Origin of the sequence: Embleya scabrispora (genome assembly GCF_002024165.1) — a bacterium.
Taxonomy (GTDB): Bacteria; Actinomycetota; Actinomycetes; order Streptomycetales; family Streptomycetaceae; genus Embleya; species Embleya scabrispora_A.
Map to the genome: position 1 here is coordinate 105,152 of NZ_MWQN01000003.1, position 16,688 is coordinate 121,839.

Consider the following 16,688-nt stretch of genomic DNA (forward strand, 5'->3'; position numbering starts at 1 on the left):
AGCCACTGTTCGACCGCCGCAGCCGTGTGACCGGGTCGGATCGGTTCACGCACCAGGGGCGACCGGGGCCGAACCGAAAACCGGACACCACGCGGGCTCGAGCACCGGAGACGAGGGCGCCCACACGGGCGGCACCGCCGACGTTGGACGCCGCGTGGTTGCACGCGCAGACGACCGTGTCCGATACAGGGGTCGCTGCAACGAGCCCGATCGGACGGAACGCAGCCCCGGGTTCTGCGTTACGGCCCCGACCGTTCCCGTGGAAGTCCTGGTGTGTTTTCCGGGGCGTCCCATCCAGCGAAGCCGACTGCGGGTGTGAGCAACTCGATAGTCGCCGCTGCGGGTTCGGTCCTATAGTGAGCGGCCCGCGCCGTCCCCGGCGACCGCATCAACGCACCCGCGCACGCGGGTGTGTTTTCTCGATCGGCCATTCATGAAACCTGTGCGCGCTCTCGTAGCCGCCGCAGTCGTCGCCGTCCCGCTGTGTGCGCTTGCCCCGGCGAGCACCGCGTACGCGTCCAACCTGCCCGAGCAGGCGATCAGCGTCTCCTTCCCCAACCCCGTCCAATACACCGGCGGTTGGTCCGAGGGAACGGTCCGGCTGACGAATCCCACCCAGAGCACCCACACGGGCGTTCACCCGTACCTGCGCCTGTCCCGGCTGCCGCAGCACCCCCTGGCGAGCGTGGAGTTCTCCGAAACTCCCGGCGGCGCGTGGAAGCCGCTCACCACCACCACGGACCCCGAAACCGGCGACATCACCGGCGACCTCGGCCCCGCCGCGGGCGTGACCGTGGCCCCCGGCTACGACCACGCGTGGCGGGTCCGAGTACGCCTGCCCCAGATGCCCACGGAAGGCCCTGTCAACGACGTCAACGTCGCCCTCGTCGTCGCCACCGGTGTCCGTCCCGGCGGCAACTTCGAGGGCATCGTCGGCGTGGACGGCGGCGAGTTGCGGGTGACCGGCCTGAACACCTCGTACACGGGACTGCCCAAGCAGGTCCCCGCGGACGCCAAGCCGCACGAGTTCCAGGTACACATCAAGACCCAGAACAAGGCCGACTGGCACCTGGGTAAGTCGTCATTCGGTCTGGACCTCGGCCGGTCGATGAGCGGAACGTCCGCGTGCGACGCCCAGATCGAAGTCAAGGACCAGCAAGGCACCTGGCACAAGGTCAAGAACGGCGCGGAAGGCATGACCTCCGGAGACGTCGACCTTGCCAACTGGGCCACCGGCCCGGTCGACGACAGGGTCGTCCAGGCACGGATCAGCGTCGGTGGAGGCTACGCCACGCCCGCGAACCACGTCCTCGGCTTCGGCTACTACCCCGGCGCCGGGCCCAACAACTACTACGAGAAGTTCGAGTTCACCACGGTCGCGGTCCCGGGTGCCGCGAAGTGCGCGGGCGGGGAAACCACACCGCCGACCACGGCACCGACCACGCCGACGGACCCCTCCACCGCGGCACCCGTACCGCCGGCCAAGGGCGGCGGCACGGAACTCGCCGACACCGGTAGCGACAACGGCAACACGATGACACTCGTCGGTGTCGCGAGCGCCCTCGTGCTCGTCGGAGCCGGCACCACCGTCGTGCTGCGCCGCCGCCGGGCCTGACGCTCACGCTCCACCGGAACCCCACCCGGGCGCAGACCTGTAACCGGCGAAGGTTCCCCACGTGCGGGGCGGTCCCGACGGCCCGCCCCGCACATGCGTTGGAGCCCGCCCCACCTCGCCCCGTGGGTGAGGATCACGGTGCGGATGGAAGCCAGGCCGGTTGCAGCGGGGAACACCCGACTGGGGCAGGACGTGGAGATCCTCGAGCGGGTCACGGCTTTCTTCGCGAAGGAGACCCGGTGACGGTGCATCCGTTCATCGAGGCGGAGAAGCGCGCGGGTCACAGCGTCAAACGCGTCCGTGAACTGCTCACGGTCTCCCGCACCACCTACTACCGCCGCCGCACCGCGCCGTCCACGGCGCGGAGTTGATCGAACGGATCACCCGTCCACGGGCACTCGCGCGGCAGTTACGGCGCCCCGCGCGTCCACGCCGTTCCGGTCCGCGACGGCGCCCGGATCGGGTGCCGCCGCGGCGCCCGGCCGATGCGCGAGGCCGGATTCGCCGGCCGACACCGCAGACGCGGCCATCACGCCACCGCCCCGGACCCGCAGGCCGCCTATGCCGAACCGGCGGGGATGTCGGGTCAGTTGCCGAGGTTGAACATCCCGGTGTTCCCCAGGGTATTGGTGACGTAGACGTTGGTGAACGCCTTCTCGGTCGCTCCGTTCGCCCGTTCGACGTGGGCGCTCATCGTGACGCCCACCGGGACGGTGCTCTCGACGTTCTTGTAGACGGGTGTCACCTGGTAGAAGACCGCTTCGTCCGCTCCGATACCGGGCGGCTTGCCCTTGATCAGTTTCTGCGTGATCGCCTCGTAGGTGCGCATGCTGGGCGTGCCCGTGTTCAGGCCGGTCTGCCAGCAGGGGACAAGGTTGGACCGTGTGCGTGCGTCGTTGCCTCGTCCACCGAGGATGCTTGCGATGAGGTGGCATCGGGACAGCCCGGCGCTTTGCCCGTGCTTCGTCCTGAAGTCCTGCGCGTCCTCCCAGCCGGTGATGGGATCGCTGGTTCCTTTTCCCTCGGGGGTGTCCAGCCCCAGGCATGCCGTAGCCCGGGTCGGCCGCTGTCCGGGCCCACTCGCCTCGTTGATACGGTTGACCAACGGAACCGGCTCGGTCGTGGTCCTGAACCAACCGCCCTCGTTGTCGAACGAGTCGTCCGGTTTGGGTTTGTTCAGGCAATGGATCTGCGGGCCGGTGTCCGGTGCCGAGACCGCCAGTTCGAACCTGTCGGCGTCGATCACCCGCTGGTCGACGAAGCCGTCGGCGAGCTGCGTGTCGGCGAACTGCTTCTCGGCGGGCGTGACATGGGCTTGCACACAGGGTGCGGCGGGGTTCAGGACATGGCCGTCGTTCAGGACGTACGTGTCCCATTCGCCGTCGCCGAGGTTGGGAATCACCTCGGCGCACTGCGCGCCTGGGGCACCGCCCTCTTTCGCCTCGCCGAAGGGGAAGTCACCGCAGGTGTCGGCAGTGACGAGCTCCGGCTGAGCCTTGAAGCCGCCGCACGTGCCGGCGGTGCGGGCGGCCACGCCGTTCGTCGACCGGGTCAGCGGGCTTCCCTTCTTCCCCCAGGCGCCGTCGAGGTTCTTCTGCGCCCAGTCGTAGGCCGAGACTGCGCCGCCGGGGTCCGCGTTCGTCGTTTTCATCGGCACGACGGGCATGACCGAGGGGACGGCACAGCCCGCGCGCGAGGTGCCTCCGAGCGCGTCGTCACAGCGGATCCTGCGTGGGTTGTCCCACGAGGCATTCGGGTCGACGGCTGTGGCGCCCGGGGAGGTCACATACATCTTGTACGAGGTGGTGAACTCCGCGACGGCGCCCGCGGCGGGGGCCGAGGAGTAGGCGACGGTGCCGCTGAGGGACTGGCCAAGCACCAGGTCGCCGCCGTACCAGGGTGCGGTCTTCGTTGCCGTGCAGCCGGTTCCGCAGGAGGCGCGGAACTTGGCGTTGAGTGTGGTGACGTCGCCGCTCGCGCCGATCATCTTCACCGTGATCTGCTCGTTCCACGTGGTGCCCTTCGCGGGCAGTGACGCACGGGTGGCGATCTCCAGGGTGCCGCGCCCGATCTCCGTGCCTTTGTCGTTGCGCAGGACGTAGAGGACGTCCATCCCGGTCACGCAGTACTCGAAGCGCCCGTACGAATAGACGCCGGGGCCGCCGTTGTCACAGCTGCCGGCGGCGAGGCCCCGCACCTGCGCCGCGGTGCGTGCGGTCGGGGCGGGGCCGACACTCACACACGCCTCGACGGCGCCGGCCCTGCGCTCCTTCGAGCCCGCCTGCGTGGACTCGCAGTGCTCTGCTGCCCCCAGGGGGAAGGAACTGGTTTCGGTGGCCGGGGTCCGAGCATCGGGCCGGGCCGGTGTGGCCACCCCGGCGGCCTGCTGCGGCTTCTCGTCGGTGGCCTGCCGCATCGGGGTCATGCCTGTGGTCGCGAGTCCCACCGTCACCGCGATCAGCACGGCGAGTACGGTAGAGCGGGCGCGTCGTCTGGCCGCACGTATTCGGGCAGTGCTCCCGGGGCGTGACTCATGCATGTTTCGTCCGGTCTCCTTCTTCGTCTGATGAGAGGGCGCACCGGACGCGGGGCGCCCTCGGGGCGGCGGACGCCGGCGCCGCTCCCGGTGTCGGCGGGGCCGGTTCCGCTTCGGCTCCGATGTCGTCCTCACCGATCGCTCCGGCGTCGGCCGGCCCGCCCCGGCCGGTGAAGCCCCCTACGTCCGTACCGCCGTCAGTGCTCGACCCGGCAGCGTCCTCGCCCCGTGGCCGTGCTCGCGCCGGCACCGGGCGGGGGCGCCTCTGGACGGCGACGGCCGCCCGCCCGGTGCCGGTGGAGGCTTGCGGACAGGGCGAGTTACCGCGCCGCGTGACCGAAGCGGTCGCCGGTGGCGGGGAGGCCGCCTGTGCCGGGCTGGTAGGTGGTCGTCCGGCCGATCGTGCCGCCCGCGGTCGCGTTGCCCATCGGCAGGACGTGGAGCGCGCCGTAGTCGGACGGACCGTAGGGCATGCCGACGTACAGTCCGGTGCTGGTGAAGTGCATGTTGTGGCCCAGGTACTGGTTCGTTCCCGGGGTGCCGGGGATACCGACCATGCCCGCCTGGATCCAGTGGTCGGAGTCGCCGGGCGTGCCGAGGAGCGAGAAGGTCTGGATGGCGCCCGCGTCGGTGGCGGTGTTGATGTCCTCGCCGGGGATGCCGACGGCGATCCGCATGGTGGCCGCGGTGCTCTGGACTCGTGGTGCGGTGTTCACGACGCTGACCTGGTCGCCGAAGTGGTCGCCGCGTTCGGCGGCGCCGGCCACCGCGTCGTCGCCGGTGCCCTGCCAGAAATTGTCGAGTTGGCTGAAGGCGCCTGTGGCGGTGATGCGGACGGCGACCACGCGGCCGGCCTCGGGTTGGTCGACATTGTTGACGCCCAGGCTCTCGCCGGGAGAGCCGATGGCGAGTACCGACTCGGTGGCGGCCGCTGCACCGGCCGGGCGGTAGTCGGCCATGGACAGTGAGGCGCCGAACCTGTCGCCCGCCTCGGAGCCGCCGTCGATGATGTCGGAGTCCTGATCGATGCCGTGCAGCGGGGTGGGGATGCCGTCGGAGTTGACCTTGTGGTCGAAGATCCACACGGCGCCGGCGCCGGCCTGGCCGTTGATGGCCTCGTTGGGGGCGCCGATGGCGAGGTGGTTGCCGTCGGCAGCGACACTGGTGCCGAAGCCGTCGTTGGCCTCGTTTCCGCCGGGGACGGTCGAACTGTCCTGGGTGACGGAGGTGTTGGTGGTGCCCCGCAGGTAGAAGACCATCCCCGCCTTGGCCAGGTTGCCGGAGCTCTGGCCGGGAACGCCGATCAGCAGGTACGGCTCGCCCGCGGCGGTTCGGCCGGCGGCGACCGAGTGGCCCATGCGGTCACCGCTCTGGGAGGCCGCCGCCGCGATGGCCCCGGAGCCGGTGCCCTGTTCCAGGTGCAGGGTTGCGGGTCCCGTCCCGATGCCGTTGCGTGCGCCGTAGAGCACGTCGACCGTACCCGCGTCGGTAGCGCTGCCGAGGTCTTCGGCGGGGGTGCCGACGACGAGGTCGGTGCAGCCGTCCTCGTTGTGGTCGACGGTGTCGAGCACCTCGCCGAACCAGTCCTCCGGTTCGGCGTTGCCGGGAACCCAGCCGAGGTCCTGAGTGATCTCGGCGGTGCCCTTGCCGCCGCCGTAGACCACCCGAATCAGACCCGCCGCGGCCTTGCCGCCGACGGTCGCCCTGGGATCGCTGATCGCGATGTCCTCGACGCCGTCGCAGTCGAAGTCGGCGACAGGGACGGCGCTCATCTTCGAGTTCACCCAGGGGGCCAGGTCGTCGACGCGGGTGGCGATTCCGCCGGTGCGGGTTTCGGCCGGATCGGTGTTGTAGCAACCGCCCTGGTAGGAGCGGCTGTTGAGGGCTACCAACTGGTGGGGACCGTTCGTCGTGCGGACCACGGGGCCGCCGGTGTCGCCCAGACATACGGCCGCACCGTCCTTGCCGGTGTACGTGGCCGTGGTCGCGGTGGACGCGTCCACCGCGAGCGCACCGGTGTGCAGCTGAAGCGGCGCCCACTCCGTGGTTGTCCGCCCGTATCCGGCGAACGTCAGTTCCTCGCCCGTGCCGGGCGTGGTGGAGGCCATGGCGATCGGGGTGACGTTGGTGACGGGTCTGGACAGGCGGCCCAGCACCAGGTCGCGGTCGGTGCGCGGCACCAGTTCCACGATCTCGCGCACGGCGCCCTGACTCGTGGTCAGGTCGGGGCGGCCGATGGTCGCGGTCGTCCTCAGCTGCGGCTTGCCGGCCGGCACGGTGAGGCTCTGTGCGGGGTCGTCGACGAAACAACTGGCCGCGGTGAGTATCCATTCGCTGTCTATCAGGACTCCGGAGCAGCCGCGTGTGGCGCCGCCGATGTCCAGGCGCGCGGTGTAGTCGTGAGTGCCGGAGGAGTCGGCGGGGCCGGTGACGGCGTGCGCGGGCACGGCGTTCACCGCGAAGGTGCCGGCCAATAGACCCGCGGCCACCACGGCTCGGAGACCGTGTCCGCGGTGCCGGGCGAAGTCGGTGTGCCGGGTACGAGACATGGCGCGCGGCCTCCTCACTTGCTCGTGCGGATCTCGAGCAGGGCGAACTCACGGCTTTGCGGATCGGCGGATTCGCCCACCGGGGTCCAGGTGTCCTTGCCGACCTCGATGTCCTGGCGGGTGCTGTCCGCGGCGGTGAGGGTGACGTCGGCGGACTGCGCGGCGGCGCCCTTGACCGCGTACACCGAGGGGACCTCGAGGGTCAGCAGGCCGGAATCACCGATGACGCGGAAGCAGAACTGGCCCTTGCCACGGGCCCACACCTCCAGCTGCCCGGTCCCGGCGGCGCAGCCGGTCAGCAGGATGTGCCCGTCACCGCGCTTGAGGAGGATGCCCTTCTCCGTCTTGATCTTGTCCGCGCCCGGGTATGCGAAGTTCTCCACGGCGTAGCCGGGTTGGTCGTCGGCGACCGCCCCGGTGGACGGCGCGGAGGCGGCCGGGGCGGCGGTGGGGGTGGTGAGGGTGAGGAGCGCGGCGGCACCGGCAGCCGCGAGCGCACCGGTGGCGACGATCCGCCGTAGAAATCTCATGGAGAGGTCCTTGGGTGTGGAGAGGGTGGACAACAACCGCCGGGAGCGAGGGGTGCCGAGCCCGCCGGCCCCTGGTGGCATGCGGGATTCGCGTGCGGGAGCGGGGAAAGAGGCGGTTGCGCTCCCGTGGGAACGCAACCGTCCGAGCTTCGCGCTTCGGGCTTCGCGCTTCGGGCTTCGGCCTGTTCAGGCCGCCAGGACGTAGTCCAACTGCTTCTTGGCGAGCTTGAAGGGCCTGTATCCCCCGCGTGTGACGGTGGTCAGGGCGAAGCCGCCGAGTGCCCTGCCGAACGCCGAGCTGCGGAAGCCGTATTCGAACCCGGTGAGCCCAGCCCTCACGCCACTGGCCCCCAGCGCGATGTTGGAGGCGACCGCCGCCACGGTCCCGGAGACGGGTGCGGTGGGCGGAGCTACGACGGCGACCACGCAGGCTCCGGCGGCGACGACCCCCGCCCCCGTCTCCACCCAGCCGGCCACCTTGATCCAGGTGTCCATGTCCTCCCACCAGTGGTCCTGCTGCTTGACCCGGTCGTTGTCAGGCGTGTCGGAGGGGTTGACGTTGTTGTCCCGGTCCTGCTGGGCCTTGCGCTGTGCTTCCAGCGCCCGCCTGCGCTGTTCGTCCTCCCGGGCCTTCAGCCCGATACGGTGGGCGTCCCGGGCGGCGGCCTCCGCCTCTGCGGCACTCTTGCCCGCGCGGAGCTGATCCTGGCGGGCCCGCTCGGCCGAGGCACGGGCCTGGCGGGCGGAGTTGTCGGCACTCTCGGCGGCTTGCAGAGCACGGTTGGCGGCGTAGTTCGCGGTGCGCGCCGCGGCACGGGCGATCGTGGCGGCGGCCCTGGCCTTCTCGGCCGAAGCCTTGGCCTCCGCGGCGGCCGTGTCCGCGATGTCGGCGTTGTTGCGGGCCTCGGCAGCGGAATCGGCCGCGTTGCGGGCGGATGCCTGAGCAGCGGCGGCCCACCTCGCCGCTTCCGCCGCGGCCTTGCGTGCCTCGGCGGCCACCTTGGACGCAAGGGCGGCGTCCTGCTGTGCCTCGTGGGCGATGCGGGCGGCCGCCGCGATCGCCCCCTTCACGGCCGCGACATGGGCGTTGGTGTCGAGGTCCAGTTGCGCGGCGAGGTAGCGGACCTTCTCCAGGAATTGCCGGCGCATCCAGGACGGGCCCTCCATGGCGATCTCGCCCATCACCCGCATGTACACCCCGGCGCCGTTGAGCAGGGCGGCGATCTTGACCCGGTCGTCCTCCATGAGCAACTCGGGGAACTCGACGTCGAGGAAGTCTTGCAGCGCCTCCGGGGTGTTCTTGTTCAACGCGCCCTCCGCGCCCTTGCGCACGGCGGGCCCGGGGTCATCGTTGATGATCTTCAAAATGGCGCGCCGATTGTCCTCCTGCGACGCCTTGACACGTCCCGAGGTGTTGAAGTCCCCCACGGCCGTCGAGCTGTTGTCGGTCAACGCCCGCGCGGCCGCCTCGGCGACGGCGGGGCCGCCGACCTGCGCCAGATAGAGGGCGGTCTCACGGTCGTCCTGGGCCTGTGCCAGGGCCCGGTCGAGATCGATCCAGCCGAGGACGGCGTCGTCCGTACCCGCCAGGGCGAATTGCGCGGCCTCCCGAGTCCAGGTTCCGCTCGCCTGCAACAGCCCCACAGCCGCCTTGCGACCCGCGACGGCGGCCGGCGCCAGGTCACCGTCCTTCAACGCCCGCTCGGCTTGGCGGAGAAGGTCCAAGATCTCCTCGTTGATCTGTTGGACCTGGTTGAGCCTGCCCGCGTGGGCCGTCAGCGTCTCCTTCTCGACGCGGGCGAGTTCCCGGGCCTCGGCGATACCCTCCTGGCGCTCCATCTCCAATTGGGCCGCCTCGGCCTCACGAGCCCTGGCCTCCACCTCGACGGCGTCCGCGACGGCCTTGGTGGCGGTGTCGGCCGCCTTGATCGCCTCGGCCGCGTGCGCGGTGGACTTGTTGGCGAAGTCCCGGGCCTGGCCGGCGTACTTCACCGCCTCCTCGGCGGCGTCTGCTGCCTTGTCGGCGTGCACGGCGGCCGAGTTGGCGGCGCTACGCGCGGACTGCGCCGCGCCGGCGGCGGCGTCCGACAGCGCGTCGGCCCTCGATGCGGCCGCGCCGGCCTGGCGTGCCGCGGAGGAGGCGATGTCCGCCTGGCGACGCGCCTGTTCGGCCGCACGGCGCGCCTCGCCCGAAGCGGCGCCGGCTTCGGCGGCGGCGGCAGCCGAGGCATCCGCCGCACCGGCGGCCCCGGCGGCGGCAGCGGCAGCCTGTTTGCCTGCGGCCTTGGCCCGTCCGACCTCTCGAAGGACCTTGTCCAGCCCCGCCACCATCTCGCGGGCCCTGGCCGCGGCGTTGCGCGCGGCGACCGCCGCGTTCTTCGCCGTCTCTGCCATGTTGGCGTCCTTCGAGGCGTCGATCGCCGCCCTGTACGCCCGCGACGCCGCGGATGCCGCCGCCGACGCGGCGTGCTGGGCGGCAGTGGCCGCCCGTGACGCCAGCCGCGACGCCTCCGTCGCCACTTGGGACGCGCGCACCGCGGTCCGCGCCGCGTCCGCCGCGCCCTGCGCCGAGGAGATCGCACGCCGGGCCGCAGCCGCCGACTTGCGCACGTCCCGCTGGGCCGCCCTGGCCTCCTCCGCAGCCTTCTCGGCAGCCTCCTTGGCCTTGCCGGCCGCGGTGATCGCCTGCTCGGAAGCGGTGACGGCCATGTCCGTCTGGGACTGGGCGGTGCGTCCCGCCCGGGCCACGACCGCGACCAACTCCTCGATCCTGGACGTCTCCTGGTCCCGGGCGTGGGCGATGTTCCGGCCCACCTCCAGGAACCACTCGACATCGTCATCACTGCCGCCGAGCGCGCGCGAGGCGTACTTGCGCGCCTCGGGTCCGGCCGTGGCCATGTACTTGGTGACCTCGACGCGCATGTCCTCGGCGCGGGCCGAGAACTGGCCCTCGGTCAGGAACGTGTGCAGCGTGGCGGGTGTGCCGTCGTTCAACGCCGCCTGCGCGGACCGGGTCAGGGCCTGACCGCCCTCGTTCATGACCGTGGTGGTGGCCACCCGGTAGTCCTCCAGCACGGACGCCCTGAAGCCGTTCGCGACGAACGCCGCGATCGCCGTGTCACCGGCGTTCAAGGCCGCAACCGCGTCGCGCTGCACGCCCTTTCCGGCCCCGGCCAGGAACGCCATGATCGCGACCCGGTCGTCCTCGGCTTCCAACGTCGGCAACGTCTCGGACAAGAACAGCGCGACGTCGGTATCGCTGCCGGCCAGTGCATGACCGGCCGCCGCTCTCGTCGCCCTGCCGCCGGTCATCCACGCCTCGACCGCCTTGCCCCGCTCGGTATCGGGCAGACCGAGACCATCCCCTGCCGTCGCGTCGCCGTCCTCGGCGGCCCGGGCCCGGGCGACACCTGTCATCGGCAGCGCCGCCGCCGCCATGCCGGTCGCCACGGCGGTTATCAGGCGGCGCCGGCTCCAGAACGTCGTGTGCTCCATGAAGTACCTCTCTGCCGGCCTGGGAACGAAGAAGAAACAGCCGGGAAGAGCCGCCTCCACAAGGGAGCACGACTTTCCCTGGAGCAAAATCTCGAACGTCGGCGCACGGCGCACGGAACGAGAACCGTCCGGCCCGAGACGGGGCAACCAGCGTCGACGACCCCTCGGTCGAAGCCGGGCTGTCGGGTGCGGGCTATTCGAGCAAACGAAAGCAAGGGCCACGTGCGGCGGTGGGTCCTACCTGCTTCCGGCGCCACCGACGCCGCATGTGCACCCATTCCAGGCGGCGCGGCCACCGCGGCGAGGGCCCGCATCACGGGCACCTCGGCGGTACCGGGCGTACGGTCTCACCTGCGCCCTGATCAGACGGCTCATCCGTGCCCCCCGTGGCGATGCGGCGTGCGTGTGTGCTCCTGCGTGACGCTTGTCGATTCTTGCCGTCGACGAGGAAGGCCGCATTGGCACACAGCGACCATCTCTTGGCACTGGGCGCACAGCCGTCCCGCGACTTCCACGCCCGGATCGTTGAATCGACCGGCCCCGAGACCGCTGAGCCTCCGCCCCGGATCGGCTGGTGCCACACCCGACCCGCGCGCGTCTACCGCTCCCCAACGGAACGCAACCCGACCTGGACATCGACGAACGACAACGCCTCGTCCACCGCACGGAGCACACCGAGTTCGGCACGACACCGCCCCGCCGGGACGTCGAGCACGGCGACCTCCTCGCCGCGATGTACTGAACCCCGGCCCGGGCCGAGACCCGCGGCGCCTCTGTGCCCAGACCCGCCCGGCGTGATGGAACCGAACGCCTCGGAAAGTGGCGAATCGTCGTTTCAGCCCCGGAGGCGGACATTCCTTGTCTGCGTTCGCGGTATGTGTTTCGAGCCGCGATGGACGCGGAACGCCGATCCCGTCACGGTCGAGGACGGCATGGAATGGGAGGATGACGCGGGGGAAAGTCGTGACGGTACCCGGCCGTTCGGTGCGATGCCCCGATCGTGAGCGCAGCCCGATCCGGGTGCCTGCCGTGCCGCTCTCATTCGACAGGGATATCTCAACCCGATACCGGGCAGGGGATTCGAAAGCCGACCGAATCCGGACGCCCTTCCGCGAAAGTGGGGCAATCGAGCCGTTCTCTCCTGACGCCGCGCTGTCACCCGGATATTCGTCCCATGTGGTGGAGACGACGCAGGCAACGCCTCCCGGGTACATGGTCGTACGGCGAGTGGCGCGTTCACGCCCCAAGGGCCGAGCACAGTTTCCCCATCGTGGAAACCGCCGACAACGGCTGGGTCTACGAGGTGCGCCGGGTCGCGACCGAGGCCGTCGCGCTGGAGTACCTGCGCCGCCGGGAAGTCCGCCTGGAGCGGTCGCGTCCGACCGTGGGCGTTGCGCGCCCCCCAGGCCTACGATCCGGACGAGGAAGCCCTCGTGGAGGGGCTCAAGGCGGGCGATGTCACCGGAATGGTCTCCGCCGAGGACCTCTAGGACGACGCCCCCCCCCGCAGTGCCGGGTGATCTACCGGCTCGTCTACTCCCACGGCAGCCCGGCCCGCGGCGACCGGACCGACGCGAGGTCACGGTCTCGAACGTGGCCTTCGTGCGGTAGTCATAGCGCCTCGGTGGCAACAGTGACGGTCGCCAAACTCGTCCTCGCACCGTGAGCCCCTACGGCGGACACCGGACAAGCGCCGGGCCGCGGTCTCGTGGCGGGTGGAGGTGAAGACGAACAGCACGACAGCGTCGTGGGGCTTGCGGAATTGGCGGGGGCCGTCCGGGTCGTGCGGTGAGCTGAGCCCGATCGGGCTCAGCCGGCCCCACTCCGGGAGGAAACCCGGTCGGCGATTGCGAATTGCCCGGACGGCGCTGCAAGGGAGGCTCCGGGGAGCGCAGGGTGTTCTGCGCCCTCCCGAAGCCCCGATGTTCCTAACGCGTCCGGGTCCCGGCCCCGGACCGGCGTCCGTCTCTTCCCCCGCGCCGACAGTGAGATGACGGGGTGATGGACGAGGTCAGCGCTTGTTGCGAATGCGCCACACCACGGCGAAGGCTACGAAGAGAACCACGACGATGACGCCGAAGATCCAACTGGTGAGCGGGCTGCCGCCGCTGATGATCACCGGTCCGGCGCTGTCGCCGAGATGTGTGTGCATGGCTGCTCCTTCGAAGGCGGATACCTTTAGGCGAGTCCGGGTTTGGGGTCTTGGCTCATGTCGTCCCCTCGTCGAATGCCTCGGACGCCTTGCCGCCCACGAACGTGCCTCCGACCGCGCAGGGGACTGCGAGAACTCCCGCGCTGGCATAGGTGCAGGCGGATTCGAAGATGGCTCCGACGCCGAATCCGACAGCCGTCGAGGCGGCCGAACGCAGATCGCCCCTGAGTAGCGCGCCGCCGAATTGCACCCCGGTGATGAAGTTCCCGGCGACACCGATCTTCTTCGTCACCTTCGAGGTCACGCTTCCCACGGACCACGTCCCTGTCGGGTCCGCCCGGTTGATCGGATCGCCGCTCGCGTAGGCGTAGGGGTTGGCTTCCTTGCCGGCGGGGTCGCGTTGGGTGAAGCGGCCGACTGTGGGGTCGTAGTAGCGGGCGCCCATCTTGTACAGGCCGGTCGAATCGAGGTAGGTGCCCGTGTAGCGGAGCGGATTGGGCACCGCCTCGGTGGTGGTGCGGGCGTTGCCGTACGGGTCGTAGGCGTAGGTGTTGACCTTGTTGCCGAGCTTGTCGGTGAGGCCGGTGACCGAGCCCTGGGCGTCGGTGAGGTAGTAGTGGTTGGCCTCTCCGTAGCTCATGGCTATGAGGCTGCCCGAGGGTTCGCGGACGAATCCCGTTTCGACGCCCCCGGTGACGGTGGCGGTCAATCCGAGGGAGCCGGCGTAGAAGGTCGTGGCGCCGGAGGTGAGGCGTTCGCCGTTGGTGGTGCCGGTGTAGGTGTTGTTCGTGGTGGTGGATCCGCGGGTGATCGCGGTGAGTTGGTTGAAGTCGCCGTATGTTTCACCGGTGCGGGGCAGGCCACCGCCGGCGGCGGTCTCGTTGCCGTTCGCGTCGAACGTCCAGCCGGTGTTCGACGTCTGGTTGGCGGCGTTGTAGGTGTAGGTGGTGCCCGCGGAGCCGCACGCGGTGGTCGTGGTGGAGGTGGCGGTGAGGTTGCCGGCCTTGTCGTAGCAGTAGAGCCACGCGGCGAGTTGGGTGCCGCCGCTGTTGGTCTCGCGGGCGTCGGTGAGCCGGCCGAGGGTGTCGTAGGTGTAGGCGTTCTTGACGCCGGCGCCGTCGGTGCGGGTGCGGATCTTGGATCCGTCCGTGTTCGAAGGCCCGTACGCGTAGGTGTAGTTCAGTTCCGAAAGGGCGGTGGCGCCCTTGGTGGCCTTGACCTGCTTGGGGCGGCCGCTGTTGTCGAGGTCGACGGCCTGGACGACGCCGCCGGGGTAGGTGGTGGAGGTGCGCGCCCCGTTGGCGTTGTAGGCGAACGTGGTCTCGCCGCCGAGGGGGTCGGTGACCTTGGTGAGGTTGTTGAGGGTGTCGTAGTCGTAGAGGACGCGCCCCATGGGGTCGTCGTAGCGGATCACGTTGCCCGCGGCGTCGTAGTGCAGCGTCGTCTGGTCTCCGCCGACAAGGGTGCGGCGCCACTCGCGGCCGAGGTCGTCGTATTCGACCTTGACGGTGCCGGCGGCGTCGGTGCGCTTGGTCTGGTTGCCGTCCTTGTCGTAGTCGTAGGCGACGTACTTGCCCGGGGTGGCGACGGTCTTGACCCGGTCGTGGTTGTCGTAGGTGTAGGTCGTGGTGATGTTGCGGCCGTCCTTGGCGGTGCTCGTGCGGCCGAGGTTGTCGTAGGTGTAGACGGTGTCGCCCAGCGGCGCGGGGGCGTCGACGTTCGTCAGGTCGCCGGTGGCGTTGTACGTGAAGTTGGTGGTGTTGAGGTTGGCGTCCTTCGACGTGCAGCGCTGGCCCTTGAACCCGCCGCAGGTCGGGCTCGCCGGGTTGTAGGTGTGGGTGAGTTGCGCGCCGGTGCCGCCGGTGGTGGCGTCGCTGACGCCCAGGGTGTTGCCGGAGGTGTCGTAGGAGTAGGACGTCTTGTCGCCGTTGGGGTCGGTCAGCGATGCGGGCAACTGCGCGCCGGCGTAGGTCTGGTAGCCGGTCAGCGAAGCGGTGGCTCCGGTGGGCATCTGGACCGAGGTGAGGTTGCCGGAGGTGTCCCAGCCGTAGGTGGTGATGTTGCCGGGGTTGCTTCCGGTGCCCATGGCGTCGACGGCGGTCTGCACGTTGCCGTTGATGTCGTAGGTGGTGTCGCGTTTGTGGCTCTGGGCGTCGGTGACGCGGTCGACGTGGCCGTCGGCCTGGACGGTGAAGGTCGTGGCGTTAAGGCGCGGGTCGGTGACGGTGGTGGTGCCCGCGGCGCCGTGGGCGGCGGAGTACGCGTACAGCGTGACGGCTTCCTGGCCGGTGGGCAGGTCGGTGACCTGGGTCACCGAGGTGACGCGGCTGGAGGTGTCGTAGGTGAAGCGGGTGATGTGGCCCATCGCCGTGGTGATTTGGGTGACGCGTTCGTCGTTGTCGTACGCGTACTGGACGGTTTCGCCGTTGACGTCGTCGACCTTGCCGACGACCCATTGCCAGCCGTTGGGGTCGATGTTGCGGACCAGGCGATACGTCGCGGTGCGGCCGGCGTTGTCGACGACGGCGAGGTTCTTCCACTGCGGTCCGTCGCCGATGTCGGGTCCGCTGCCTGCGGGGTGCAGCTCGATCCAACGCCCGGAGCGGGTCTCGGTGGCGCGCACGGTGTCGGCGCCGGTGCGCACGACGTCGATCTTCCCGCCGTTGCGTTCGGTGACCGAGGTCAGGCCGGCGGCGGCGGTGAACGTCTCCTTCTTCCCGTCCTTGCGCCAGGTGAGCGTGTAGACGCCGGCGCCGTCCTTGGTCAGGTCGGCCTTGTAGCCCTTGGCGGGGTCGAAGCCGCCGCCGGTCTTCTTCGGGAACGACATGGTGTCGCCGGACTCGCCCTGGATGTCGACCGCGGTGGCGGTCTCGGTCAGGCCGCGCTGGTAGTTGAACAGTTGCAGGCCCAGGCTGCCCTTGCTCCCCGTCCAGAAGGAGTTCGCGGTACGGCTCGCCTGCAGGCGTTGGCCGACGCCCGCGATGTCGAGCTCGGTGCCGGCGATCATCAGGTTGCCGGTGGAGACGTCCACTCGGGCGACGGTGGAGTCGTTGAGTCGGTAGGCCTGGTAGTTGTGCCACGGGACGTCGCCGGCGTCCCAGTCGGGCCCGGCGAGCGTGGTGATCGCGCCGAGCGACTGGGCGCCGCCCGTGCGGGGCAGGTTCGGCGGGGCCTTGGTCTTGCCTTGCGGGGCGGGTGGCAGGGGTTGGGTGGTGCCGTGTCCCCACTTGTTCTTCGGTGCGGCGGGCGCGTCCGGCGCGGCGGACGCCTGGAACGGCGTCAGAGCCGCGACCAGTGCCAGTGCCGTGAACGCGGACAATGCGCCGGCTCGTATCGCGGTGTCGCCGGACCGGTCGAAGCGCTTGCGGGCGCGCCGAGTTCGGGTTTCCTTCATCGATCCCCCAGGGCCTGCGCACCCCACGACGGGGTGCGAGCACCAGAAGGTTGGTGTGACCCGGGAGAAAAGTCGACCAGCTAGCCCAAAGTATTATTTTCCGTGACGAATCAATCGGCCAATCTCGAAGTTCATCCGCCCGACACCGCAAACAGTTGTCACCGGACAAATCTCCGGGCCTCACATTCCAGGCGAGGTACGCCACCTGTGGTTTCGCGACTGCCCGCCCATCCAGGGTTCATGTCCGCGGTTTCTGCTATCCGAAAAGTTGGCCGAATTCGATCGAATATCCATTAAGCCGATACGAACGCCCAACGAATAAATTCCCGCTTTTCCGGCGATTGATCGAATTATTCGTCGATAAGGCCTGAAAAGAGCGCTCGCTTCGGTGCCCGCGCGGCGCCGCCGTGGGCGTCG

The 16,688-nt window shown here is 70.0% G+C and carries 9 protein-coding genes; 3 read left to right on the plus strand and 6 right to left on the minus strand.

Features of this window, described 5'->3' with window-relative positions; translation table 11 throughout:
* Window positions 1-442: 442 nt before the first annotated feature.
* Together B4N89_RS36275 and B4N89_RS52785 are read left to right on the plus strand one after the other, a co-directional pair.
* Window positions 443-1,615: an LPXTG cell wall anchor domain-containing protein gene (locus B4N89_RS36275; protein WP_161500940.1), complete on the plus strand. Its 1,173-nt coding sequence runs from the start codon at window positions 443-445 to the stop codon at window positions 1,613-1,615.
* 239 nt (window positions 1,616-1,854) lie between these two features.
* Window positions 1,855-1,986 carry a hypothetical protein gene (locus tag B4N89_RS52785; protein ID WP_268812569.1) on the plus strand — a complete coding sequence of 44 codons (132 nt, stop codon included), beginning with the start codon at window positions 1,855-1,857 and terminating at the stop codon, window positions 1,984-1,986.
* A gap of 215 nt (window positions 1,987-2,201) precedes the next feature.
* On the opposite strand, the gene B4N89_RS36280 is transcribed toward B4N89_RS52785, so the two are convergent.
* From B4N89_RS36280 to B4N89_RS36300, 4 genes are all read right to left on the minus strand, one after another.
* Entirely contained in the window at window positions 2,202-4,079 is a 1,878-nt protein-coding gene (locus B4N89_RS36280) for a DNA/RNA non-specific endonuclease (protein WP_235619140.1), read from the minus strand.
* Between the two features lie 392 nt (window positions 4,080-4,471).
* Entirely contained in the window at window positions 4,472-6,700 is a 2,229-nt protein-coding gene (locus tag B4N89_RS36285) for a trypsin-like serine protease (protein WP_078980838.1), read from the minus strand.
* Between the two features lie 14 nt (window positions 6,701-6,714).
* Window positions 6,715-7,230, minus strand: a complete 516-nt coding sequence (locus B4N89_RS36290) for a hypothetical protein (RefSeq protein WP_201261094.1) — start codon at window positions 7,228-7,230, stop codon at window positions 6,715-6,717.
* A gap of 186 nt (window positions 7,231-7,416) precedes the next feature.
* Window positions 7,417-10,725, minus strand: coding sequence for an ALF repeat-containing protein (locus tag B4N89_RS36300; protein ID WP_101897462.1), 3,309 nt, complete (start codon window positions 10,723-10,725; stop codon window positions 7,417-7,419).
* A 574-nt stretch (window positions 10,726-11,299) separates the two neighbouring features.
* Between B4N89_RS36300 and B4N89_RS50215 the strand changes: the two genes are divergently transcribed.
* Window positions 11,300-11,467 carry a hypothetical protein gene (locus B4N89_RS50215; protein WP_161500941.1) on the plus strand — a complete coding sequence of 56 codons (168 nt, stop codon included), beginning with the start codon at window positions 11,300-11,302 and terminating at the stop codon, window positions 11,465-11,467.
* 1,269 nt (window positions 11,468-12,736) lie between these two features.
* Here the strand turns inward: B4N89_RS50215 and B4N89_RS50220 are convergent.
* Both B4N89_RS50220 and B4N89_RS52790 read right to left on the minus strand, forming a co-directional pair.
* Window positions 12,737-12,877 carry a hypothetical protein gene (locus tag B4N89_RS50220; RefSeq protein ID WP_161500942.1) on the minus strand — a complete coding sequence of 47 codons (141 nt, stop codon included), beginning with the start codon at window positions 12,875-12,877 and terminating at the stop codon, window positions 12,737-12,739.
* A 55-nt stretch (window positions 12,878-12,932) separates the two neighbouring features.
* Window positions 12,933-16,271, minus strand: coding sequence for an RHS repeat-associated core domain-containing protein (locus B4N89_RS52790; RefSeq protein WP_078980841.1), 3,339 nt, complete (start codon window positions 16,269-16,271; stop codon window positions 12,933-12,935).
* Window positions 16,272-16,688: the final 417 nt, after the last annotated feature.